Raw genomic sequence first — 21,616 nt, forward strand, 5'->3', positions numbered from 1 at the left:
CTGAACTGCACCCCATAAGTTAGACTTTTAAAACTTATGAGGTGTGCTCTATGCCAATTCCGAAGCATTCAAAAGAGTTAAAATTAAAAGTCATTCAAGCTTATTTAGAGGGAAGTAAAGGATATAAAATCCTTTCACAAGAATTTAATGTAGATCTCCAAACCATCCGCTTATGGATTGAAAACTATAAGGCACAAGGTGAAGATGGCCTGAATGTTAAAACTAAAAAAACCTACTACTCTTCCGAATTTAAAATCAAGGCTGTACAAATGCTTCTTGATAAGATACCGGTAAGAGAAGTTAGAAGACGGTTAAATCTGAGCGGGACGTCAATTTTAAGAAGGTGGCTAGCTCAGTATCATAAAGAAGGGATTGCTGGGTTTAATACCACGAGGATTTATACCAATATGCTTAAACAAGATAAAACTAAAATAACCAAGTCTGTAAAAGATGACAAAGATAAATCTCAGCAGGAGCTCATTGATGAAGTGACCGCTTTACGAGCAGAGGTTGCCTTTTTAAAAAAGCTAAAAGCCTTAAAACTGAAGCAACGTACCTAAATTCAATTTCTACTGCAGACAGTGTTCAAGTTATTTCAGAATTAAGGCAAATTTATCCATTAAAGCTCTTACTCAGTATTGCCAAGATCGCTCGTAGTACTTATTTCTATCACATGAAAGCTGTACGCTCTAAGGATAAATATACTGAGTTAAAACAGCAGATCAAGTCCATATATCACAAGCATAAGGGATGCTATGGCTATCGTAGAATTACTCTTGCTCTGAAAAGTACAGGAATAATAATCAACCATAAATGTGTATATCGTCTTATGAAAACTATGGGACTTAAATCACGTATCAGAGCACTAAAATATCGCTCATATAAAAGTGGTTGTGTCGGGATGGTGGCCGATAACATTATGCAACGGCAATTTAAAGCGAACCGTCCCAACCAGAAATGGGCAACTGATGTGACGGAATTTAATGTTAACGGTGAAAAACTTTATCTATCACCAATTATAGATTTATTTAATGGGGAAATTATTACCTTCCGGATCCAACGTAAACTCAATTATGAGTTAGTGAAAGATATGCTCATTCATGCTTTAGCTAAACTTAAGCGACATGAGAAACCAATTCTCCATTCAGATCAAGGATGGCAATATCAAATGGCTCATTATCAACAGCAATTAAAGCAACATGGTTTAATTCAAAGTATGTCTCGTAAAGGAAATTGCTTAGATAATGCTGTAATAGAAAGCTTCTTTGGAATATTAAAATCGGAGTGCTTTCATGGTGAAAAATTTCAATCAACTGATGAGTTAGAGAAAACTATACGAGAGTACATTCATTATTATAATCATGAGAGAATCAAGGTGAAGCTACAAGGTTTATCCCCTGTACAATATAGAAACCAGTTTTTAAAAACTGCTTAACTAACTGTCCAACTTTATGGGGTCAGATCATCCTACCGCAAAGAAAAGGGGACGCAAGGGTCTAACGAATTATAGTAGAACTATAACCCGCTACTAGTTACGGTCTGTCAAAACCGTCTGGCAATGTAGGCCAGCAACGAGATAATAATCGGTGATTTTAATTACGTCAATTTAATGTTTAAAATATTTTTGATTTAATAATAAAACTAAATGTATTTTTAAAATAATAGGATTAATATTTATATTTAATTAGAAAAAATAAATAATAAAATAATCTTATTAATAATAGGGTTCAGTATCTTATAAATAAAATATTATAGAGATAGCTGCCTATTCTAAACTTTTAAGCATTTCTTTCGCATCTACATCGCCTGCATCGGCAGCGTGCTGAAACCATTTCTTTGCCAGTTGTAGGTTTTTCGGTGTGCCTTCACCATTTAAATACATCTGGGCCAAGTTGTACTGAGCATCGCTTTCATTGTGCTCAGCCGCTTTGGTGTACCACTTAAGTGCTTGCTCATCGCTTTGTGAGACGCCGTGACCTTTTTTATATAGATGAGCTAAATTATATTCTGCGGGTGGGTAGCCTTGCTTGGCAGCACGACTAAACCATTCAAACGCCTTTCCATAATCTTGCGCAGTTCCTTCACCTCTGTCATATAACACCCCTAAGTTATATTGTGCTTTCGCATGGTCCTTGGCCGCAGCCTTAGTAAAATAATCAAAAGCGCGCTTGGCATCTTTTTCGACGCCCGTGCCTGTGTAATACATCATCCCTAAACTATATTTTGCCCCCATACTTCCATTTTGATCAGCCACAGTTAGCCATTTAAACGCTTGCTCATAGTTTTTAACAACGCCTTGTTCGCCACTTAAAAGCATCATCCCCAGATGATATTGAGCAACGGATTGTCCTTGTTCTGCACGATATTGAATATCGGCCACGCTCGGTTCAGCAAATGCTGAAGAATGAAGAGAGAAAATCATCGTAAATATATAAAAAGTAGTATTTTTTATTTTCATATCTCATCCTGCATTTTATTAATTTGAGTAGTTGTTTTCTTCAATATCTATTTGAATATAAAAGAAAAATATTAAATATATTTGGTTGGTTTATAGTGCTTTAAAATGATCTGATTTTACGGTTTAAATACCTATTTAATAAAAAATTAACCTAAAACTGCATATTTAGACTAGTTACATTTTGAAAATGAGTATAGATAGACAGATTAGTCTTTTTTTAATTAAAATGCGGCCTAAATATAAGTTTGATTGATAATAAAAATGCAGATGAGTGTGTCGAGTATATTGGAGCGTTTAGGCCTTGTTTCACAAAATCGCGCTGTTCATATCCAATTCTCAAATCAGTCTTTAAATCAGCAAGTTTTCTTGCAACGCATTGAGGGTGAACATACCCTCAATCAAGGTAGCGTTGCTGAGTTACTGTGTCTATCGACAAACGCACATATTGCATTAAAACAATTTATTGGCTGTCAGGTTGCCGTAGATCAAGTCACCGATACAGGCCAGTTCTTTAGAACCACGGGCATTATTACCGAAGCGAGCCAAGGGCAAAGCGACGGCTCACTCACCATTTATAACCTCACCTTAAAAGACCCAACTGCACTCTGGCATAAACGCCGTAATAGCCGCGTGTTTATGAACAAAAGCGTGCGCGATATTAGCGAAATTCTATTTAAAGAATGGCAGGGGAAAAGCCCGTTATTTGCCGCAAGCTTAACACTCGACACATCTGGCTTAACCAAAGACTATGATGTGCGTCCATTTGTGATGCAGTCAAACGAAAGCGATTATGACTTTTTAACCCGTTTATGGCGTAGTGAAGGCATTAACTGGTTGGTCGATGAATCGCAACTTTTTGTCACTGACCCGAATGCTTCCATTCAGCCACAAGTGTTACGTTTAATTGACGATAACCAAAATTATCAGGCGCTTGAACGCCGTAGTCTCCGCTACCAACGCAGCAGTGCGACAGAACAGTTCGACACCATTACCCAAGTCACGGCTGAACGCCGCTTACAACCGACTTCTGTTCATGTGCAACGCTGGCAAGCCGATGCCCTCCAGCAAGAAGAAGGCAGTGGCAGCGTACAAGGTAAACAGCAGCACAGCGAACACTATGACAATGCTAGCCTAAACCTTGAAGATGCATGGCATGTTAGCCCCGCTTGGATGCAGGACTTAAACGGTGAAGACCAAGCCACTGCTTCAGGCAATGGCCAGATTGAACAGCTTAACCAGCACATTAATGCTTACCATCACCTGAGTTCTAAACAATTTACCGTTTCAGGTAACATCCGTGATGCACAGGTGGGTTACTGGTTTGAACTCAATGACCATCCAGAACTCGACCAACATGACAGTGCCGATAAAGAATTCTTAATTTTAAGCAAGCACTACTACAACCAGAATAATTTACCAAAAGAATTACAACAGCAACTTGAGCGTCTGTTGCCCAAAGACAAACTCAACGCAGCCGAACTCGACAACCAAAACCCTGAGCAGCGCCACTTTGCTGAACTGAACGTTGTTCGACGCAACATTAAAGCTGTCCCTGAATATAGCCCGCTAGAACACCGACCAGCCGCTTACCCGCAGCGCGCTAAAGTGGTGGGACTAGAAGGCGAAAGCATCCATGTCGACCAGTGGGGGCGCATTAAAGTCCGTTTCTTGTTTACCCGAACTGACGAACATAGCCATGACGGTGGAGCTGGAAGTAACGACAATGACACTGACTCCGCTTGGGTCGATGTACTGACTCCATGGGCAGGCGCAGGTTATGGCGCACGCTTCTTGCCACGTGTTGGTGAGATCGTGGTGATCGACTTCTTTGACGGTAACATTGACCGCCCATTTGTAGTCGGACGTATTCATGAAGCCGAACGTCACCCAACGCAGTTTGACCAAAAAGGCCAGCTACCTGACACTAAAAAACTCAGCGGCATCCGCTCAGAAGAAGTCGACGGTAAAGGCTTTAACCAGCTACGTTTTGATGACACCACAGGGCAAATCAGTGCCCAGCTACAAAGTAGTCATGCGGCAAGCCAGCTCAACTTGGGTAACTTAAGCCATCCAAAAGATAAGGCGGAGAGTGAAGGTCGTGGTGAAGGCTTCGAACTAAGAACAGACCAGTGGGGCGCAGTAAGAGCTGGCAGTGGTTTACTCGTTAGTACCCACAAACAGGATCAAGCTCAAGGTGTACACCTTGATGCAAATGAGGCTAAGCAACAAATAGAAGGCGGCCTCAACAATGCCAAGGCACTCAGTGAAGTTGCTAAAAATCAGCAAACTGACCCGTTAGAAAATTTAGAAAACTTAAAATCTTTTATTGAAAAACTTGAGCAGCAAGACAACGCAAAAGCCAAAACCTTTAAAGAAGCGATTATGCTGCTGGCAAGTCCGAATAGTGTCGCGTTGAGTAGTAACGAAGACATTCACTTAACCGCAGATGGGCAGCTAAACCAAACTGCTGGAGACAGCATTAATCTGTCTACCCAAAAGAACCTGATTGCACATGCCCAAAATAAAATTAGTCTTTTTGCAGCTCAAGAAGGGGCAAGACTCTATGCAGGCAAAGGCAAAGTTGAGATACAAGCGCAAGGCGATGGAGCAGATTTGATTGCCCGTAAAGCTGTTCAGGTGATTTCGACTGAAGACAAAATCGAAGCGACCGCAGCCAAAGAAATTGTACTCACCGCAGGCGGTTCTCAAGTCAAAATTACCGGTTCGGGCATTTTTATGACTACGAGCGGCAAGTTTGAGGTGAAGGCTGGACAGCATTTGTTTAAAGGAGGAGCTGAAGTAGGCATGAACCTTCAAGGGTTACCTGCTTATGAAGCCTATAATGAGAGGTTCAAGATGTTATTACCTTCAGGTGGACCACTTTCATTTGTTGATTACAAGATATCTTCTGAAGGTAAAGAAATTTTTGCTAACTCAGATAAGAAAGGTCAAACCAAAGAAATACATAGCCCTAAAGAACAGGGGCTTAAGCTCGATTTGTTATGGTTGGATCTAGAAACAGTAGATGAAGCCGAAGTTTGGGTAGATCCAGCGCAAGGAAGTAAAAATGTCTAACAGTTTAGATTGGAACAGTAAAACGAACATAAGTGAACATAGTTGTAAGGATGCTCACTGTGACTGTTTGACATTTTGGGAAATATATCAGCAAGAAGCGATCAAGAGATTATCTAATTTACAAAGAGCGAATAACTATAAACTTGAGCCAGGATATGAGGCAAGAGCAAGAAGAATTGCCTCTGTATATGCCAAAATATTTTTAGAAATAGAGCTCGGTGGGAATAAAAATCTACTAGGACGATATTATTGGATGGGCTTAGGAGCCTTTGCCTCAAAAACAGTTGCAACTATATTCAAGCATTGGGGGAGTCTGCTTGGCTATAATGTCGGTGTACAAGAGGCTATAAATCTTTTTGCTCGTGGCAATTTGTGGTTGTTTATGGATATTGCTCCTTGGCATTTAGCTTGGAGTGTATCTTCGGAATCTTTTAAGAGTTGTAAAGATACACGAGATACAAGTACATTCAAATTTGTTAAGCCAGCATTAATGAATTTGCCATGGTCATCGTGTTTACCTAGTATTAAAAATTTAAAAGCGACAAAAGAAATTAGAAAGGCTTTTGCTCTATTACCTGAAATTGAGAAAGCTTTTGCGAATGAAAAAAGTGAACAAAAAAAATTTAAAATTGCTAAAGATGATTTATTTGCGCATTTAATGTTTATTGCTGTACAGGAGCAACATAATATTCTTCAAGTTGTTGTTTGGGAAAATACATCAGTTAAATTTGGCGCGTGGATGCAACGTTGGTTTATAGGTATGCCAGATGCCACACTTGTTCTATCAAGTGATTATAGTGTAGACGCGGTAAAAAAGAATTGGTTTGGTAATTATACAGGTAGTAAAGCTGATCAATTAGTAGAGCTAAAAGAGGATGTCTATATTGCTCCTCTCAAGGATACGATTGCTGAAGATTATGATAGTCGTATGAAATGGATTGGTAAAGCAGCTGAAAAATATCACCGTTTAATGCTTGATGAAAAAGGTCGGCCATTTTTACAACAAGAATTGAAAACCATTTCTAAATGGGGAAATAGTAAAGCCGATTTTAAAATACATTCAAGTAGTAATGAAGGGAAGGTGTGATGTTAGACAAGGCTGGAAACTTATCATGAAAAACTATTTATCTTTATTTATCTGCATTATTACATGCATCTTTTTAACTTCTTGTAAGCCCGCAAATAATACTACCCAAGGAAATAAGTCGATGAACCAAAATCAAGATGTAATAGCCCTTCATTTTGGTGAACAAGGCATGCAGGATTTTAGTAAAAATAGTACTACGCCAGTTGATCGTCAGCCTGCAGGGATGAATTTTTTATCATTAGATTGGACTCCACCAAAACTAGGTCGAGTACGTGTGATTACTGAAAAGAGTAATTTAGAAATTGAAAATGTGATCAGTGTGCTAGGTACACAAGTAGCTCGACGAAGCAATGATGGTATTCAAATCATGGACATTAATGCTAGCTTACATCCAAATGAATATACCACGAGCCAAGAAGCCTATACTGCTTATACTAAATTAGTACATCAGATTAATGACAAACAATGGAAGCAATATTTTTTACCTTTTAGTGCTCGAATTGATAAGCAAGATAATTTTAAGCATATGAATGAAACGATGGGTAAGGTTATCGATCCGACTTATGTATTAAGTTTTAAAGAATGGCAGGACATTTTATCGAAAACAAATAGACTCGTATTTAACTTATACAATGGTGATGCAGAATTAAGTATTAGCCTTCAACAAACGTATCAAGATGATAAAAAAGAACAGTATATGGTGAGGTATAGCTTTGAGAACTTTAAATATGCAGGACGAAATGCTATATCTGATACAGATAAGATGAATTCAGAGCAGTTAAAGCAAGCATTTGAAACTGAAGTTGCCAATAATAAGAAAGCCCGTAAAACTGAAGAAAATAATATGAAAAAAGAGGGTTACCATATAGATGAGAGCTATATAGACCCAGATATTTGGCCTTATGTGCAATAAGCTGTAAGAAGCGTAATTGATTACGCTTCTCTTGTCATAAGAAATAGTTTAAGCAGCTTGAATGGGCTTCACCACAAAAGGAAACAGTTTCTTGCTTATGCTGGTGTAAGTACCAGAACTGCTCCGCAATGGTTTCTGGATGTACCGTGTAGGTCTTATCTTGTGCTCCAGATGTCCCATCAACAAAACCATTCACAATCACTTGGCTCACATAAACATTTGAGTCCGCTAGACTATGAGCAAGTAAGTTGGTGGTTTTGTATTGGGCGGCAGCTGTAGTTGCTAAGGATGAATATTCTTTGGCAACAAAGTCGATGCCAACTGCATCGAAAGCAAAAATCCCGTTTGTCGATAAAATACTGCCATGATTCTTTTCTAAATCACCAGAGCAAATATTGCAAGCCGAATTAAAAAAGGTTCAAGTAAAATGAAATTTTTATCATGTATATGGATATTTTTATTATTTGGTTGTACTTCTAAAAATATAGATTATCAATCTACCGATATTAATTTTGGAAAATTTAAATATTTCCAATCTATGTATAGTGGAGAAAAAACATACCAAGGTTTTGTTACAAGCTCTTCTTCTTTAAAAGAAATTTCTGAAAAAAATGCATTTCCTATTTCTAAGCTAAATTGTTTGGAAAATCAGTTTATGGTAAGAGGTGGAGTAGACTTAGATTCAGAAGAAATTAATAATCAATTATATAAATATATGGCACATGTCGAAATATGTAAAAATGATGATTGTTCAGTCGATATTAAAAAAGCAAAAATTGATACTGAATGTAGAATCGAATTAAGAAAAAATTACTCAAATGATGCTTATCAATCAAATAAAGTAAAGTTGACGAATGCTAATTTTGAATAAAATCAATTTGTTGGTGCTAAATTTGATCTATAATTTATTAAGTTGAGAACTAGAAATGTAATAAACCCGCCAAAGCGGGTTTATTTATTTATCAGAGAAGCGTAATTGATTACGCTTCTTCTGTCATAAGAAATAGTTTAAGCCGCTTGAATGGCTTCTCCACAAAGAGAAACTGTTTCTTGTTTATGTTGGTGTAAGTACCAGAACTGCTCTGCAATGGTTTCTGGATGTACTGTGTAGGTCTTATCTTGTGTGCCCGGTGTTCCATCAACAAAGCCATTCACAATCACTTGGCTTACGTAAACATTTGAGTCAGCGAGACTATGAGCAAGCAAGTTGGTGGCTTTGTATTGAGCGGCAGCGGTGGTTGCTAAGGATGAATATTCTTTGGCAACCAAGTCGATACCCACTGCATCGAAAGCAAAAATTCCATTTGTTGATAAAATACTGCCGTGGTTCTTCTCTAAATCACCTAAGCAAGTTTGAACCGTCGCAATATAGCTCGAAACACGAATATGAAAGCTTTTACTAAGCTCTAGTGGAGGGGTTTCTAAGATATTTCCTTCAATATCATGGAAAGCATTCCAATGAATATTTTTAATCTCTCCTAATCGGTCTTTAATACGATTAATAAGATTTGGTATATCTTCAAGAACCGCTAAATCACATGCAAAAGCGTAAGCTTCAATACCTTGTGTTTTAAGTTCTAAAATGGCTTTTTCGAGTTTTTCAGCATTACGTGCCACTAAACCGATTTTATAGCCTTCTTTACCAAATTTATGTGCTACGGCTTTGGAAATACCCGTTCCATAACCAAAAATTATAATATTGTTGTTCATTATAAAGTTCCAAAAAACCAATTATTTGGTTAGAAATAGTTTATAATATGTTTTTATAATGTATTCAAGCGCAAAAGTTATCTCTAAGAATAGTACTCAAAGAATAAAAATGCTTAAAAGCGGGGATTAGGGAGTCAGCTTTACATGAGTTATTGGGCTAAACATGCGCGGTTGAACGAACTTCCAATTTGGCTTAAAAAATTTTCTTGGTAAAATAAACCGAAAAATACAAATAAAGTGGAATTTAAATTTAACTAATTATGTTTAAATGGGAATAAATTCTTTTAAATTGGCTTAATGTTGTAAAAAATCCCAAAAATAATAAAAATTCGCTTTTCTTAGAAAAACAATCCCGCAGGGTGGTGGCTAAACTATATCTCAAGGGTGTGATAGGGATCGAAAAGAGTAGCATGCACCAAAACGTATAACGTTAGTGTGTACTCACCCAAAAGGTCTCGATTCGGCTTAGGACGCTATAGATCAAAAGTTTATAGGCACAAGGTTATAACTTACAAAGTTATGATTGTTGAAGTAAACCATAGATGTTTTCCCTTGACACCCTAAAAAATTCTCTATAATAAAAACGATACTTTACAAGAATATAATTTATGAATAAGCCTTATCTTTCTTCGCTACCTTCTGACAGTCAAATCTCATCTCAATTGAACAATGCCTACTTCCACGACTCGTGGAGCATTGTGCTTGGTCAACCTGATCTAAGTGTATTTGAGCAGCTTATTAAGCTATTTCAGCACACTCCGCAGTGGATAGAGTGGAGCATGAATATGCGTAATAAAATTACTTCAAAGATTGGGCTTAAAGATTTAGGAAGTTTTAAGCAGATTGATACTCATAAAAAAGAAAATGAGTATGTGGCAGGTGACCGAATTGGAATTTTTACTTTTTTGCAGCGTACCGAAAATGAATTAGTGATTGGAGACGATGACAAGCACTTAAATGTGACTTTATCTATTTATAAAAATGAAGATACCCAAGTGCTTACCGTAACTACAATAGTGCATATTAAAAATTGGCTTGGGCGATTGTATATGCTACCTGTAATTCCTGCCCATCGAAAAATCGTACCAGCGACTTTACAGATTTTAGGTTAGATTACTATTTTTATTTACGATGTGATCAGCCAAAATTGTTTATATAATAATCTTATTATCATAATAAAGAGCTGAATAATATGGAAAATAAAAATCAGTGTCGGCAGTGCGCCGTTTGTGGGAAAAATTTTTCTTTAAAAGATCTAGTGTCTGGTGAAGTCATCCGTAATGTGATTAGCGACGAAATTTTAAAAGACTATCCAGATTGGAATTACTCAAGTTTTATTTGTCGGGCCGATCTGGCAGATTATCGAATTAAATATGTGCAGTCGCTATTACGCTCAGAAAAGGGTGAACTCTCTAATTTAGAAAATGAAGTGATTGGCAGTATGCAACGCCACGAGCTAATTAGCCGAAATACCGAATCCGACTTTGATCAAAAATGGACGTTTGGGGAAAAACTGGCAGATAAAATCGCATCATTTGGAGGAAGTTGGGCTTTCCTTATTTGCTTTGCTCTATTTTTGACAGGCTGGATTATTCTAAATACGGTCGTAATGGTAGTACGGCCTGTTGATCCTTATCCCTTTATTTTGCTGAATTTAGTATTGTCATGTTTAGCTGCAATTCAGGCGCCTATTATTATGATGAGCCAAAATCGCCAAGAAGCAAAAGACCGCTTACGTTCTCAACATGACTACCAGATTAATTTAAAAGCCGAGCTTGAGATTCGCCATTTGCATGAAAAAATGGATCATCTTTTGTCGCATCAATGGGAAAGACTTGCGCATATTCAAGAAATTCAGCTCGATCTTTTGGCTGAAATGAATAAAAAACGATAAAGATTTTCTGAGTTTCACGTGGAACATGAGTAGAGCGTTATAGATTATTTTGCGGTAGAACCGAAATTTCTTTATGATTTGCCGCCATGCTCCATTGCTGCTTCTACGACCATGCCTTTAAACGACAACTTTGTTTACGCTCCACCACAAGATCCACTTTCAATTCTATTTGAAGATGACGATTTAATTGTGGTTGATAAACCTGCGGGTTTGTTGTCGGTAATGGGCCGTTTACCAGAGCATCATGACAGTGCTTATTTACGGGTGTTAGAAAAATTCCCTTTGGCTAAAGTGACGCATCGTTTAGATATGGCGACGTCGGGCTTACTTATGTTTGCCAAGCATCGTGATGCAGAAGTTGCTGTAAGTAAAATGTTTCAGGCCAGAACAGTTAAAAAGCATTATATTGCGTTGGTGCAAGGCCAAGTCGCACAAGAGGGCAGCGTTGAAGTTCCTCTCATTACTGACTGGGAAAATCGCCCAAGACAAATTGTACATTTTGAATTAGGAAAACATGCTAAAACCTTGTTTCAACCACTCATTTATGATGAAAAGAACAATCAAAGTCGAGTATTACTTGAACCAGTAACAGGACGTTCACATCAGCTACGTGTGCACATGATGCATATAGGACATCCGATTATGGGGGACAAGTTATATCACCCTGAGCCTAAACGTTTTCGCTTAAACCGCATGGCCTTACATGCCGCATATTTGGCTTTCCAACATCCCTTAAATGGAACGGATGTAGTGATTGAGTCACAAGTGCCTTTTTAAAATTTATATAATTAAAAAATTAATTTGATGCAATTGGGAACGGAATATATACCCAAACTGCAATAAAAGTCGGGTATTCTTGATGTCGAATAATATTAATACTGCGACAACAACAAGGAACATTTTATGACTCGTGACTACGAACAATTTCCAGATGACGATAACGGCAACGTACTTTGGCAAATGGCTGAAGATGGGGATGACTTAACCGAGCTGCATGAAATTGAATTTTCTATTGCTTTTCATGATCAGAAAAATGCAGAGCAATGTGCGCTGTATTTGCTTTATCAAGAACAAAAAGTTTCACTTTTTCAAGATGACTCTGTTGAGCCAAATGAATGGGTGATTACTATCTTCGTTAACATGGAACCTGAGTATTCAGACATTGTTGACTTGGAACAATGGTTTGCCAGCATCGCTGAGAAATTTCAGGGCGAATATGATGGATGGGGCTGTATGGCCTATGTCTTCGAGGAAGACGAAGAAGATGACCTGTTGCAGTAAGGTCTAAAATAAAAAGTAGAAGATAATCATGAACTTATCTCAAAAACAAATTGCAGTACGGTTTTTAGAGCTTGCCGCAGCTGGTGAAGTCGATGAAGCTTACAGCAATTACACTGCGCCGAACTTCAAGCATCACAACCCTTATTATGCGGGTGATGCGACTTCTTTGAGGGAAGGGATGCGTGAAAGACCCCAACCTTGGCAAGGTCACCGAGATTTATGCCATTAAATGATGTTAACTATAAGTATATGATTTAATTGATTGTGTGTAGTTTTTAGTGGGTTGAAATTTTTAGCAATTTAGATCATTTAAGGGTATTTTGGTCACTTCATATTGGAAATTTTAGTCTATAAAAGTCACCTGTATTTTGGTGCGAATTTTCATGAGAAACAACAACATTATATAATTTAATATAATGATTCTTGATCCTCATGAAATTTTTTTATATTCAATTCAATAAATGAATATTATGCTCAATCCTATTTTGGATCATCTGGAGAGTCTCTGTTTGAATTTGTCCAGGTAATAGATCATGAGCGATATTGCTGAATCGGATTGCAACCTTACAAATCGAGCCAATAATTTCATCGACTTCTTGGGCAGAAAGTTCCGCTTCCTGAGTACCAAGTTTTACAAGAGCTTGTCGAGGAATATCCAGTGCCTCACCCATGATATCCATTTGATGATATCCACCTGGCCCCTCACAGAAAGTAACATCATAAGCAGGGGAGAGTTTCCATTGCCCATTTTGGGACATCAGAAATGAAAAGTTTTTGCAATGATCATCTCGATTATTGAAGACTACATTGAAAACAGCTCGCTTGAATGCAATTGCTTTTTCGCGAACATCATTGGTGCAAAAGTGTGCAGCGCGAAGAAAGTTACTGTAGTCTAAACTCCCTGGTGATTTAAAATCAGCTCCGGTGAAGGCCGCTAAACTTTGCATAGGGATACGCATGCCATCGTGGCGGTCAAATCTCTTTGATGCAAATGCGGTTAATCCATTCGGAAGAGTAAAATATTGAGTGTCAGGGGTATCAATATGACAATGACGCAAACATTCTGCATAAACAGCTTCAATTGCACAAACTTCAGGATGCTCTTGCTGAGCGGGAAATTTGATCAGCCAAGCTTCATGTTGATGTGAGCTAACTGTTGAGAATTCGTTGGTGACAGGATCACGATAGACGAGTGCTTTTGGCCTTGCACCTTGTGGAGATCCACCCATAATTAATAAATGCTGTAAAAATTCTGCACCTTCTCCTTTGAGAACTTGCTGAACTTCTTGAGCGAGTTTAATCAGTGGAGTATTTTCAGTTAATGCTAACTCAGGTGCTGAAGGTTCAAAGGATAATGCCCCCATTGCATGTGTATTAATATACGTGAGTCGTTCTAATGGCCCAATCCGTGCTGGATTGAGTCCATTTTTTTTAAATAAGCGATCCATAAGAAGCATGCCCCAACCATCGGGTAGGGCATCATATATAGGACCTGGCAATCCCATTTGATGTGTAGGAAAGTTCGTTCTTAATGAGTCACCTTTTAATGGAAGTAGGTAAGAGGAAAGTTCTAAACCTTTACTGATCGCTTCTGCACTGTATTCAAAGGCAATTAATGGCCGACCTGTGATTGCGGTTGAGGAGACCAGTGTACCCCAAAGCCAATATTCACCCCATCCATTGTAGTAAACATTAAGTTTTTTGAGCATGGACTTATTTCCTTTTGATACGTTGGCGAGCCGTATTGCTCTCATAGCGGAGAATGTCATTTACACTGTTTAAATGAGGTTTGAAGAGTTCCTCTAATTCTTTTAATCGGCCCAATACCATGGCAACGCGTACTAAATTTTCAAATGAAACATTTCGACCGGCTTCCAGATTAGATACTGTATTCACACTAATACCAGCACGTGTAGCGACGTCTGCCTGAGTCATTTCCAGATAAAGTCGTTCTTTGCGAAGCCTTTCACATAATAACGTGACAACCTCTTCAGGCTTTTTGAATTTTAAATCCATAATATTGGGCCTTATATCTATATATATCTATTAAAACACAAAATAATGGATTTATAGAAATAAACCATTTGATGTAAGGAGGGTGCTTAATTGGCCTGATTAGATCTAATTAGACTAAAAAAGTCTAATTAGACATTTACAATTTAATAGAGTCTAACAACCTGCTTTAAGCTTAATCAGTTTCGCCTGATGTCGCGAGGAACCAGTATTTGCTATCAGGTTAATCTGGAATATTTGGCACAAGTGGTTTGGAGCAATGAGGTTGGGCAGGGTTTTATCTTTTCTGATAACTTATTGGGTACCGATTCACAACTTATTCATCATATTCTGGAAATATTTCTTCAATTTCATTGTGCTGCGGCAATTTATGCTTTTTATTCACTTCGAATTGTAAACTAATACTGCAAATTCTTGTTTAAATGATCATTAAATTTTGTGCTAACTTGGACAGACATTATTTGGCTAGTGGGACAAACAGTTATTGCTCTTTAAGATGATTAATTTTACCACTCACGCTTGGAAGTCTATATTAAATCATTACAGGAATGACTGGTAAACCACGAATAAGAATGCGTGGCAAACTTATCCAATAATTTGCATTAAAGATGAGAAACTATCATCAGATACATCAGTAACTTGAATACCCCAAGTGCTTTTGCATCTTTATCCTTGAAGCAGAACTTAATTCGCCTTTCATTTTCAGTCAGGCTGAAGTTTTCTGCCCGTAATGTTAAATCCTGTAATGTCTTTTTGAGCTCTGTTTTGCTCTGCTGAGAGAGTTCTAAATGAAGATATTTTTTGGGAAATAAGCTATGAATAAAAGAAAGAAGTTTCTTCAGTTGCCGTTTTTCATTGAGTTCAAAAATTAACTGGGCTGAATTGGGCTGAGCTTTTTCAAGATAAATTGAGTAGATTGTATGAAGCTGTTTTTTGTATTTACTTTGTACATTTGCATAACGCTCCTGAACATGTTGAATGACCTTTTTTTCCTCCTGATTGGTTGGCAACATGGTGACCAATGCATTCGGAGTTTTCCTTAAAAAATCTGTGGTAAATAACCTCGATGATTTTTTTTGGTTTACACAGGAGGTTTTCAAATGCTGGGCTTTAGCACGTAATTTTTGCGCGATTTGCAAAGGAATAGTTTCAGGTAACATAAGGTCTTGTTCTTTTTCTACTGCAAGAATGTGATGCAATAATTCAAAAGTCATCTCTGAGTCATGAGCTCCTAGCATCAGTGAATCAGGCGATTTCTGTTGACCTAGTTGAAATTGATGATCATGTTGCCTGTAACGGTCTTTAGTGAGTTGATGAAATAAAAACTGTTTGATCGCCCGCTGCTGAACAGGATATTTAATGGCATCATCATGTTTCAGAATGTTAAAATAGGCTTCTTTAGGAAGCGGGCTGTGCATTTGATTCAGCTGGTAGCTAATTGCTAGATGCATTAAATGCAGATAGTTTGAACAGGTCGTGTCAGGGGTTAGGTGCCCGGCAAAATGAGAAAGTGCATACCAGGTTTGCTGAGTATTTCTGTTTCGCAACAATGCATAACGGATACGTAATTGCTCATGTGGGCTATAGTCAGTAAATGCATCTGAAAGTGTTGAGTTTTTTAAAATCAGGTAAAGATGATTAAATGCAGAATGGCGCAGACTATGGTAAGTAAAATTGTGTTCTCCAAAAACTGGCTGGATCAATTGTTTCAATAGGGAATTCACTTCATTTTCATGAGTTTCTTCTAAGGACTGTTTTAAAAACAGCGGGTGTGCAACTGATTTTCCTTGTTCTTTTAGCAGACGTTTTCTATTCTGACTGTATGTTTTAAATGCATGTAATTCGTCGGCTTTAAGTAGATGATGCAGGGGAATCTTGCGGTAAGCTGAGTAGCTTTTTTGATTTTTATTGCGATTGTTGCGAATGGTGAGTATCACAGCATCTTCACTAATAAATAGATCACGTACGAAGATATTCAATGTTTCATTGATCCGTAGTCCGACTCTGAATCCTAGAATAAAAATCAGTTTAAATATATTTTTATCCTGAATCGAAATATCTTGAGTATTTTCGAGCTGCTCTAGCATGTGGTGAAAAATATGGGGCGAGATCAATGCGGTTCTGCAGATTTTTACCTGGATTAAATTATCTAGATCGATAGTGGGTGCGTTAAAGAATAAGGTCTGTTTGTGATGAAACTCCTGTAGACGTTTTTGTAAAGTCGCTCTAGTTGTTTCTTTCTTTAATAAAAGCATTTCTCCATACAGATCTTCAAAATCAGCATCTGAAAATGATGAAATATCTTTGTCTTGCGTTGCCTGCAGCCAATGGACTGCAAACTGTGAAAACATGGTCTTCAGAGAACTTTGCTTGAGCGGCTTAAAATCTGCACGTATAAGCTTGCGCTTAAATCGTTGCTGCTGCTGAATAATATGATTGAGAAGGTCCAGTTGAGGTTCCGTTAATTTTGAGCGTAGAATGCTCCACAGCAGCAAACGTTCCAAGGCTGAAGATTGTTCTCTGGCATATAATTCTATGAGTTGATCGCTATAGTTTTTTGCACGAATAGCTTGACGTATTTCTACTAAAATATCGGCAACATCTAATGCAATAGTGACTTTAGACTGGTCTTGAGGGTTTTCATAAACTTCCTGAATCGTATGGGTAGGCGTGGGTTCAGGCTGAATAAAATAAGCTGCTAATTGTTTTTCGAGAGGACTGGAACTGTAAATTTCATTTTTTAAGATACAAATGGACATTTGATCCAGTCCACTGTTTTTTAGGAACTGTGTGTAGTAAAAACCATATTTTAACAGGTCTTTATAACGTACCTTTTCCTCAGGAAAGCATTCGATGATGCAAGTGTTGATCACTTGTTCTGCGTCATCAATATCTGAAAATAAATCAAATTTTTGATGTTTTAGTCTGTAGATCCAGCATTTCACAATATCGTTTAACACAAACGTTTTTGTATAGCTCACTGAAAAATTCAGGTTATTTATACGCTGATTACCGAAATGCCGGTTCGGGATCTCAAGTGAAACAATATGATTTAGGTTTGAAAAGCTTTGAAATTTCTTAGTTTTTAAAATGATTTTTAAAAACTTTTGTAGTTCGTTCTCATTATAAATGCCATTAAATAATATTGTGCTGATCAAACAAAAAGCGAGGGATTGAGTTGGACTGAAGTCATTATGTTCTGTCCAGTGAGCAATCAAATTTTTGGCAAATTGAGTCACCCTTTTACCATGTTTTAAAGTCTCAATATTTTGTTGGGGTGGGGGGCTTTCATGACGAACAGGTGTTGCAGGAATAGGGTAGTTTTGATTTGATAAACGATTAAAACGCTTGATATATTTCGCGAATTCTAAGCGTGCCATTTTATGACTACGAGTATTAGATTTGTACTTTTCCAAAAGTTGATTATCGACTTGTCTATATACATCGGAATAGTTTTCAGGTGTAAGCTCTAGGCATTTCTCACTAAATAATTTAAGAAGAAATTCCTTATTTTTTATAAGTTTTTTTTGTCGTTTTAGGGAGTGTGGATGTCTGCTCATTTAATCATGATCCCGTTGAATGTCGACATACTTTTAAGCTCTAATATTTCAATTAGCTTATCTTGTGCTGTTCTGATTTGATCGTAATCAGTCGCCTGAAAAGCTGAATAGCGGTCAAACAGTCCCTGCATTGCTTCGTCATGACCAAAGATGCCTTTAACTACATCTTCATTGCAGTCTTGTGCAAAAAAATAACGAGCAAAGTGGCGGGTCCAATTGCGCTGAAGGGCTATTTCTGTACAGTATTTTTGAATATCAGAAAGTTCTAAATTTCGGATATATCCTTGTGGATCGTAAAATAATAGAAAGGGGCGTTCACCCTCGAAGACCTCATGGATTGCTTGTACTTGTTCATTGGACAGATAGGCTTTTGTGAGGTAGAGAAAGTGTTTTAAATATTTTAGGTAATGCTGTATTTCATCACGAAGATAATCGTTAAACGGTAGATATCGTCCAATGGTGCCCGAATAACGCTGCTCTTTATCTGCAACAGCCATCAATTGATTGTCGAGGTCAATATAATCTAGATTGGGCGGGAAGGACTCACTTGGTCGTGCTGACGTTATCAGCATGCAAATATGCCATAGCCAGATTGAATAATATTTTAAAGTCTCAAAAGGATTCGGATGTTCCCTCACTCGTTGGTCAAGCTGGTGAAAAAATGATTTAACAAATGGTAGATTAGGTGTCTGCTGACTACCAAAAGAATGCGGGTTACTGAATTCTTCAAGATATTCAGTTTCCAGCTGAGGAACAGTCAAAGTTAGAATTTGAGTATAAATATTAATAATATCCACGATTTGTGTTGAAGAGTAATGGCATGGAATATAGTGCTGAACACTTTCTCCATTAAGCAATTTGCTTTCCAGTTCATACTCAAGTTCATTCAATGCAATATCACTGAGTAAGCGCGGAAGATTTTGTGTTGTTAACTGGAAGGTCAGCCCTTTATTAATTTTTTGTAAATACTCCTGTATCTTGGAATCAATCTCAACACCATCCATTTTTTTCAACTGACTTAGATTTTCCAGATAATATTGAGGCAGAGGAATCGTAAAAGAATTCACGGTATTCAACCGATGTTTTCTTAAAACAAAATCCTTGAATTTAGAGACTTCAAAGCTTTGCTTAAAGAAACATTTTTGGGGTTGCAGTGATACTTCTTTGTTTTTTGTACTGACTCGTAAATTTTTTTGAAATACCGGCAGATCTTTATAATGAGTAAGACTGAGGACTGAAAATAAAAGCAGGGTATGAATTGGAGAATTTTCTGCCTGTTCTAATAAAATTTGCATAATGTACTGTGCGGTAGGCAAATCGAAGACCCGAGGATTCGGCTTGCTCATTAGCTCATTCTTGTTTTGATGCAGAATTTGATTTTTGAGATTATTGATCTGAGCTGTGATAGAACATTGCTCTAGTGAGTTAAATTCAAAATTATGATCTTCAACTTTTTCTATAGTTTTATCTTCGCGTGGTTGTTTAGCTGTACCTTGTTCAAAATGAGTCTGATACGTTTGTTCATCATCGAGAGATATTCTTGATATCTTTTGAACATCAGTTTGAGGAGCTTCTTTGGCACCTGAACTGCTTTGGCGATTTCGTTTTAAACGTTCAGACTGAGTAAAGACATATTGATAGATGACACGTAGATTTGCCAGCTGGCCAATTTGTTTTTCATCTAAATTTGGTGTGGAGCGGTTAAGTAACTCTCTATTCTCTGTTTCAGCTTTATTTAAAAACTTAAGAAGATCCTCCAACTCAATAGGGAGAGGTGGTAATAAGTTATAAAGCCAATGGTATTCCTGTTTTTTGCTGGCTAAACGAAAACGTCTACAGAGGTTAGCTACAGTGGCTGCATGTTCTTTGCTATCAAGCAATTCAATACATCGAGTATTAAAAATGGCCCATTTCAGGGCATTAGCTTGATATGCTGAAGGCGTATTAATGACTGCAATAAGATAATGAACGAGAGGATATTCACTGATTGATTGTTCTACAAGTTTTTGATTTATAATATTGTTAAGTTCAATAATTTTAGTAGGTTTAATGAACTCATTGAGTTTGATAGAATCCTGATAATTTTCCAGCTTTGCTTCTGCTAGTGTTTGATAGAATTCTCGAAACGGCTCAAGCTTTAATTCTTGAGTATCTTCTAAGTAACTATATCCGTTCATGATGATATTCCAGCCAGAATTTTTTCTAATGAAAGTGGACCAGCATAATTTGAAATAGGACTTACTGGACTTTTGGATTTAGACAGCCCTGATAATTCTCGTAGATGATTGATAGTTAGAACTTCCTGACCGAAAACTTCCTGAAGATGTGCGGCTAAGTATTGTTCATTTAGCCAATGTGCGATGATATCTAAGCCATGAATTGAGTGATGTAATCCGGAACATAGTAATGCCTTTACTTCGCTTAAAGCCATGATAGTGAATTCGTAGGAATTATTTTTTTCATAAGCTCTAAACGTAAATTCAGTTTTATACTTATTGTAAAAATAAGCATAGATCCAGCTGAAATGACTACTAAAAAAATAGTGATCAGCTTTGTCTGTTGTCAGAAGAGGAATTTCGATATTCTGTTTAAAAGTTAAATTCAAGTGATAGTTTTGCTGTTTCTCATTAAGCTGAAAAAATAGAGCAATCCAGATTTGGTAGGCATGCATACATTTTGGATAACACATTAATTGTAAGTTTTTTGAAGATACACGATGACTTTTAATAGCTTTTTTTTTATAGACATATGCTGATGTCTCCCCATATTTATGCCAAGTGGCTGAAAAATAAGCTATAATATTCACGTATTTTTTATAGGAGAGTCAAGGGTTGCGCACCCTATATTGTGTTAATAAATTGTAAATTTCACTATATATAGTGTTTTTAATCTTTTTAGGGCTTTGTTGCACAAACCTATCTGTAAAGGCTTTTTCAGCGATATAATTTTCAAATGAAGAAGCCTACACACAAAATCTACCGCACAACCAATTGGCCCGCATATAACCGAGCACTCATGAGTCGCGGAAATATTGCCATTTGGTTTGATCCTGCTACGCAATGGTATGCGCCATCAAAAGGCAAACAAGGGCGAAATCAAATCTACTCCGACGCAGCTATCCAATGCTGCTTAATGATTAAATCCTTATTCCGTCTGTCTTTACGTATGGTTACTGGCTTTGTGCAAAGTCTGATTAAACTTTGCGGATGAGCAGCCCCGAATATCAGTGATATTCTTACACCACGCTTTGTAGAAGACAAAAGCATATTGATATTGTAATCAGCTACCAAAAAAGTAGCGATGGGCTGCATCTACTCATGGACTCTACAGGGATGAAGTTTCTAGGTGAGGGCGAATGGAAACGCAAGAAACATGGACCTGAATATCGTCGCCAATGGCGTAAACTACATATTGGTATAGATGCCAAAACCCTACAAATACGCGCTATTCAGCTCACAACCAATAATGTCAGTGATTCACAGGTGCTTGGTGATTTACTTAATCAGATTCCACAAGATGAGCGGATTGATTCTGTTTATACCGATGGAGCTTATGACACCAAGCAATGCCGTCAGGTCATTGCAGATCGGCAAGCGCATGCGGTGATTCCACCTAGAAAAAATGC

The 21,616-nt window shown here is 37.4% G+C and carries 17 protein-coding genes and 3 pseudogenes; 12 read left to right on the forward strand and 8 right to left on the reverse strand.

The features are described from left to right. Nucleotides 1-50: 50 nt before the first annotated feature. Together MKL51_RS21090 and MKL51_RS21095 are read left to right on the forward strand one after the other, a co-directional pair. Nucleotides 51-560 carry a helix-turn-helix domain-containing protein gene (locus tag MKL51_RS21090; protein WP_002120495.1) on the forward strand — a complete coding sequence of 170 codons (510 nt, stop codon included), beginning with the start codon at nucleotides 51-53 and terminating at the stop codon, nucleotides 558-560. A 32-nt stretch (nucleotides 561-592) separates the two neighbouring features. Next, the gene (locus MKL51_RS21095) at nucleotides 593-1,435 is read left to right on the forward strand and encodes an IS3 family transposase (protein WP_230445321.1); all 843 of its coding nucleotides are present in this window, start codon (nucleotides 593-595) and stop codon (nucleotides 1,433-1,435) included. Between the two features lie 330 nt (nucleotides 1,436-1,765). Here MKL51_RS21095 and MKL51_RS20340 read toward each other — a convergent pair whose 3' ends face one another. Next, complete coding sequence (locus MKL51_RS20340; RefSeq protein WP_025468543.1) at nucleotides 1,766-2,458, reverse strand: tetratricopeptide repeat protein; 693 nt, start codon at nucleotides 2,456-2,458, stop codon at nucleotides 1,766-1,768. Nucleotides 2,459-2,719: 261 nt separating this feature from the next. On the opposite strand from MKL51_RS20340, the gene MKL51_RS20345 reads away from it, so the two are divergent. Genes MKL51_RS20345 through MKL51_RS20355 form a run of 3 tightly spaced genes read left to right on the forward strand, consistent with a single transcriptional unit; the run spans nucleotide 2,720 to nucleotide 7,533 of the window. Beyond that, a complete protein-coding gene (locus MKL51_RS20345; RefSeq protein ID WP_017482332.1) occupies nucleotides 2,720-5,533 on the forward strand; it encodes a type VI secretion system Vgr family protein in 2,814 nt (937 codons plus the stop codon). Next, entirely contained in the window at nucleotides 5,526-6,620 is a 1,095-nt protein-coding gene (locus MKL51_RS20350; protein WP_005079574.1) for a DUF2515 family protein, read from the forward strand. Before MKL51_RS20345 ends, MKL51_RS20350 begins: the two co-directional genes overlap by 8 nt. A 25-nt stretch (nucleotides 6,621-6,645) precedes the next feature. Further along, a complete protein-coding gene (locus MKL51_RS20355) occupies nucleotides 6,646-7,533 on the forward strand; it encodes a hypothetical protein (RefSeq protein WP_005804793.1) in 888 nt (295 codons plus the stop codon). A 34-nt stretch (nucleotides 7,534-7,567) separates the two neighbouring features. Here MKL51_RS20355 and MKL51_RS20360 read toward each other — a convergent pair. Further along, nucleotides 7,568-7,924 (reverse strand): annotated as a pseudogene (locus tag MKL51_RS20360) (SDR family NAD(P)-dependent oxidoreductase); the annotation flags it as partial. Nucleotides 7,925-7,960: 36 nt separating this feature from the next. On the opposite strand from MKL51_RS20360, the gene MKL51_RS20365 reads away from it, so the two are divergent. Beyond that, nucleotides 7,961-8,404, forward strand: coding sequence for a hypothetical protein (locus tag MKL51_RS20365; RefSeq protein WP_031945095.1), 444 nt, complete (start codon nucleotides 7,961-7,963; stop codon nucleotides 8,402-8,404). Between the two features lie 137 nt (nucleotides 8,405-8,541). Here the strand turns inward: MKL51_RS20365 and MKL51_RS20370 are convergent, their stop codons facing one another. Next, complete coding sequence (locus tag MKL51_RS20370) at nucleotides 8,542-9,243, reverse strand: SDR family NAD(P)-dependent oxidoreductase (protein ID WP_017399753.1); 702 nt, start codon at nucleotides 9,241-9,243, stop codon at nucleotides 8,542-8,544. Between the two features lie 608 nt (nucleotides 9,244-9,851). Here MKL51_RS20370 and MKL51_RS20375 point away from each other — a divergent pair. The 5 genes and pseudogenes from MKL51_RS20375 to MKL51_RS20395 form a co-directional block, all read left to right on the forward strand. Next, on the forward strand, nucleotides 9,852-10,355 hold the full coding sequence (locus MKL51_RS20375) for a DUF2867 domain-containing protein (RefSeq protein WP_005079567.1): 504 nt from the start codon (nucleotides 9,852-9,854) through the stop codon (nucleotides 10,353-10,355). 80 nt (nucleotides 10,356-10,435) lie between these two features. Further along, complete coding sequence (locus tag MKL51_RS20380) at nucleotides 10,436-11,137, forward strand: DUF1003 domain-containing protein (RefSeq protein WP_005079566.1); 702 nt, start codon at nucleotides 10,436-10,438, stop codon at nucleotides 11,135-11,137. A 111-nt stretch (nucleotides 11,138-11,248) separates the two neighbouring features. Continuing rightward, nucleotides 11,249-11,914: an RluA family pseudouridine synthase gene (locus MKL51_RS20385; protein ID WP_005079564.1), complete on the forward strand. Its 666-nt coding sequence runs from the start codon at nucleotides 11,249-11,251 to the stop codon at nucleotides 11,912-11,914. A gap of 126 nt (nucleotides 11,915-12,040) precedes the next feature. Next, nucleotides 12,041-12,418, forward strand: a complete 378-nt coding sequence (locus MKL51_RS20390) for a ribonuclease E inhibitor RraB (protein ID WP_005079563.1) — start codon at nucleotides 12,041-12,043, stop codon at nucleotides 12,416-12,418. Nucleotides 12,419-12,446: 28 nt separating this feature from the next. After that, nucleotides 12,447-12,605: pseudogene (locus MKL51_RS20395) on the forward strand (nuclear transport factor 2 family protein); the annotation flags it as partial. A gap of 262 nt (nucleotides 12,606-12,867) precedes the next feature. Here MKL51_RS20395 and MKL51_RS20400 read toward each other — a convergent pair. The 5 genes from MKL51_RS20400 to MKL51_RS20425 form a co-directional block, all read right to left on the reverse strand. Next, nucleotides 12,868-14,127 carry a type II toxin-antitoxin system HipA family toxin gene (locus tag MKL51_RS20400; RefSeq protein WP_057089991.1) on the reverse strand — a complete coding sequence of 420 codons (1,260 nt, stop codon included), beginning with the start codon at nucleotides 14,125-14,127 and terminating at the stop codon, nucleotides 12,868-12,870. A gap of 4 nt (nucleotides 14,128-14,131) precedes the next feature. Beyond that, nucleotides 14,132-14,434, reverse strand: coding sequence for a helix-turn-helix transcriptional regulator (locus MKL51_RS20405; RefSeq protein ID WP_000364388.1), 303 nt, complete (start codon nucleotides 14,432-14,434; stop codon nucleotides 14,132-14,134). 599 nt (nucleotides 14,435-15,033) lie between these two features. After that, a complete protein-coding gene (locus MKL51_RS20415; protein ID WP_068534631.1) occupies nucleotides 15,034-17,991 on the reverse strand; it encodes a site-specific integrase in 2,958 nt (985 codons plus the stop codon). Then, on the reverse strand, nucleotides 17,988-20,168 hold the full coding sequence (locus MKL51_RS20420) for a hypothetical protein (RefSeq protein WP_005249577.1): 2,181 nt from the start codon (nucleotides 20,166-20,168) through the stop codon (nucleotides 17,988-17,990). The genes MKL51_RS20415 and MKL51_RS20420 overlap by 4 nt, the downstream gene beginning before the upstream one ends. Next, complete coding sequence (locus tag MKL51_RS20425) at nucleotides 20,165-20,797, reverse strand: hypothetical protein (RefSeq protein ID WP_227518639.1); 633 nt, start codon at nucleotides 20,795-20,797, stop codon at nucleotides 20,165-20,167. The genes MKL51_RS20420 and MKL51_RS20425 overlap by 4 nt, the downstream gene beginning before the upstream one ends. A 146-nt stretch (nucleotides 20,798-20,943) precedes the next feature. Between MKL51_RS20425 and MKL51_RS20430 the strand changes: the two are divergent. Then, nucleotides 20,944-21,616, forward strand: a pseudogene (locus tag MKL51_RS20430) (IS5 family transposase); the annotation flags it as partial.

Source organism: Acinetobacter sp. AOR18_HL (assembly GCF_027855145.1).
GTDB classification, from domain to species: Bacteria; Pseudomonadota; Gammaproteobacteria; order Pseudomonadales; family Moraxellaceae; genus Acinetobacter; species Acinetobacter pittii.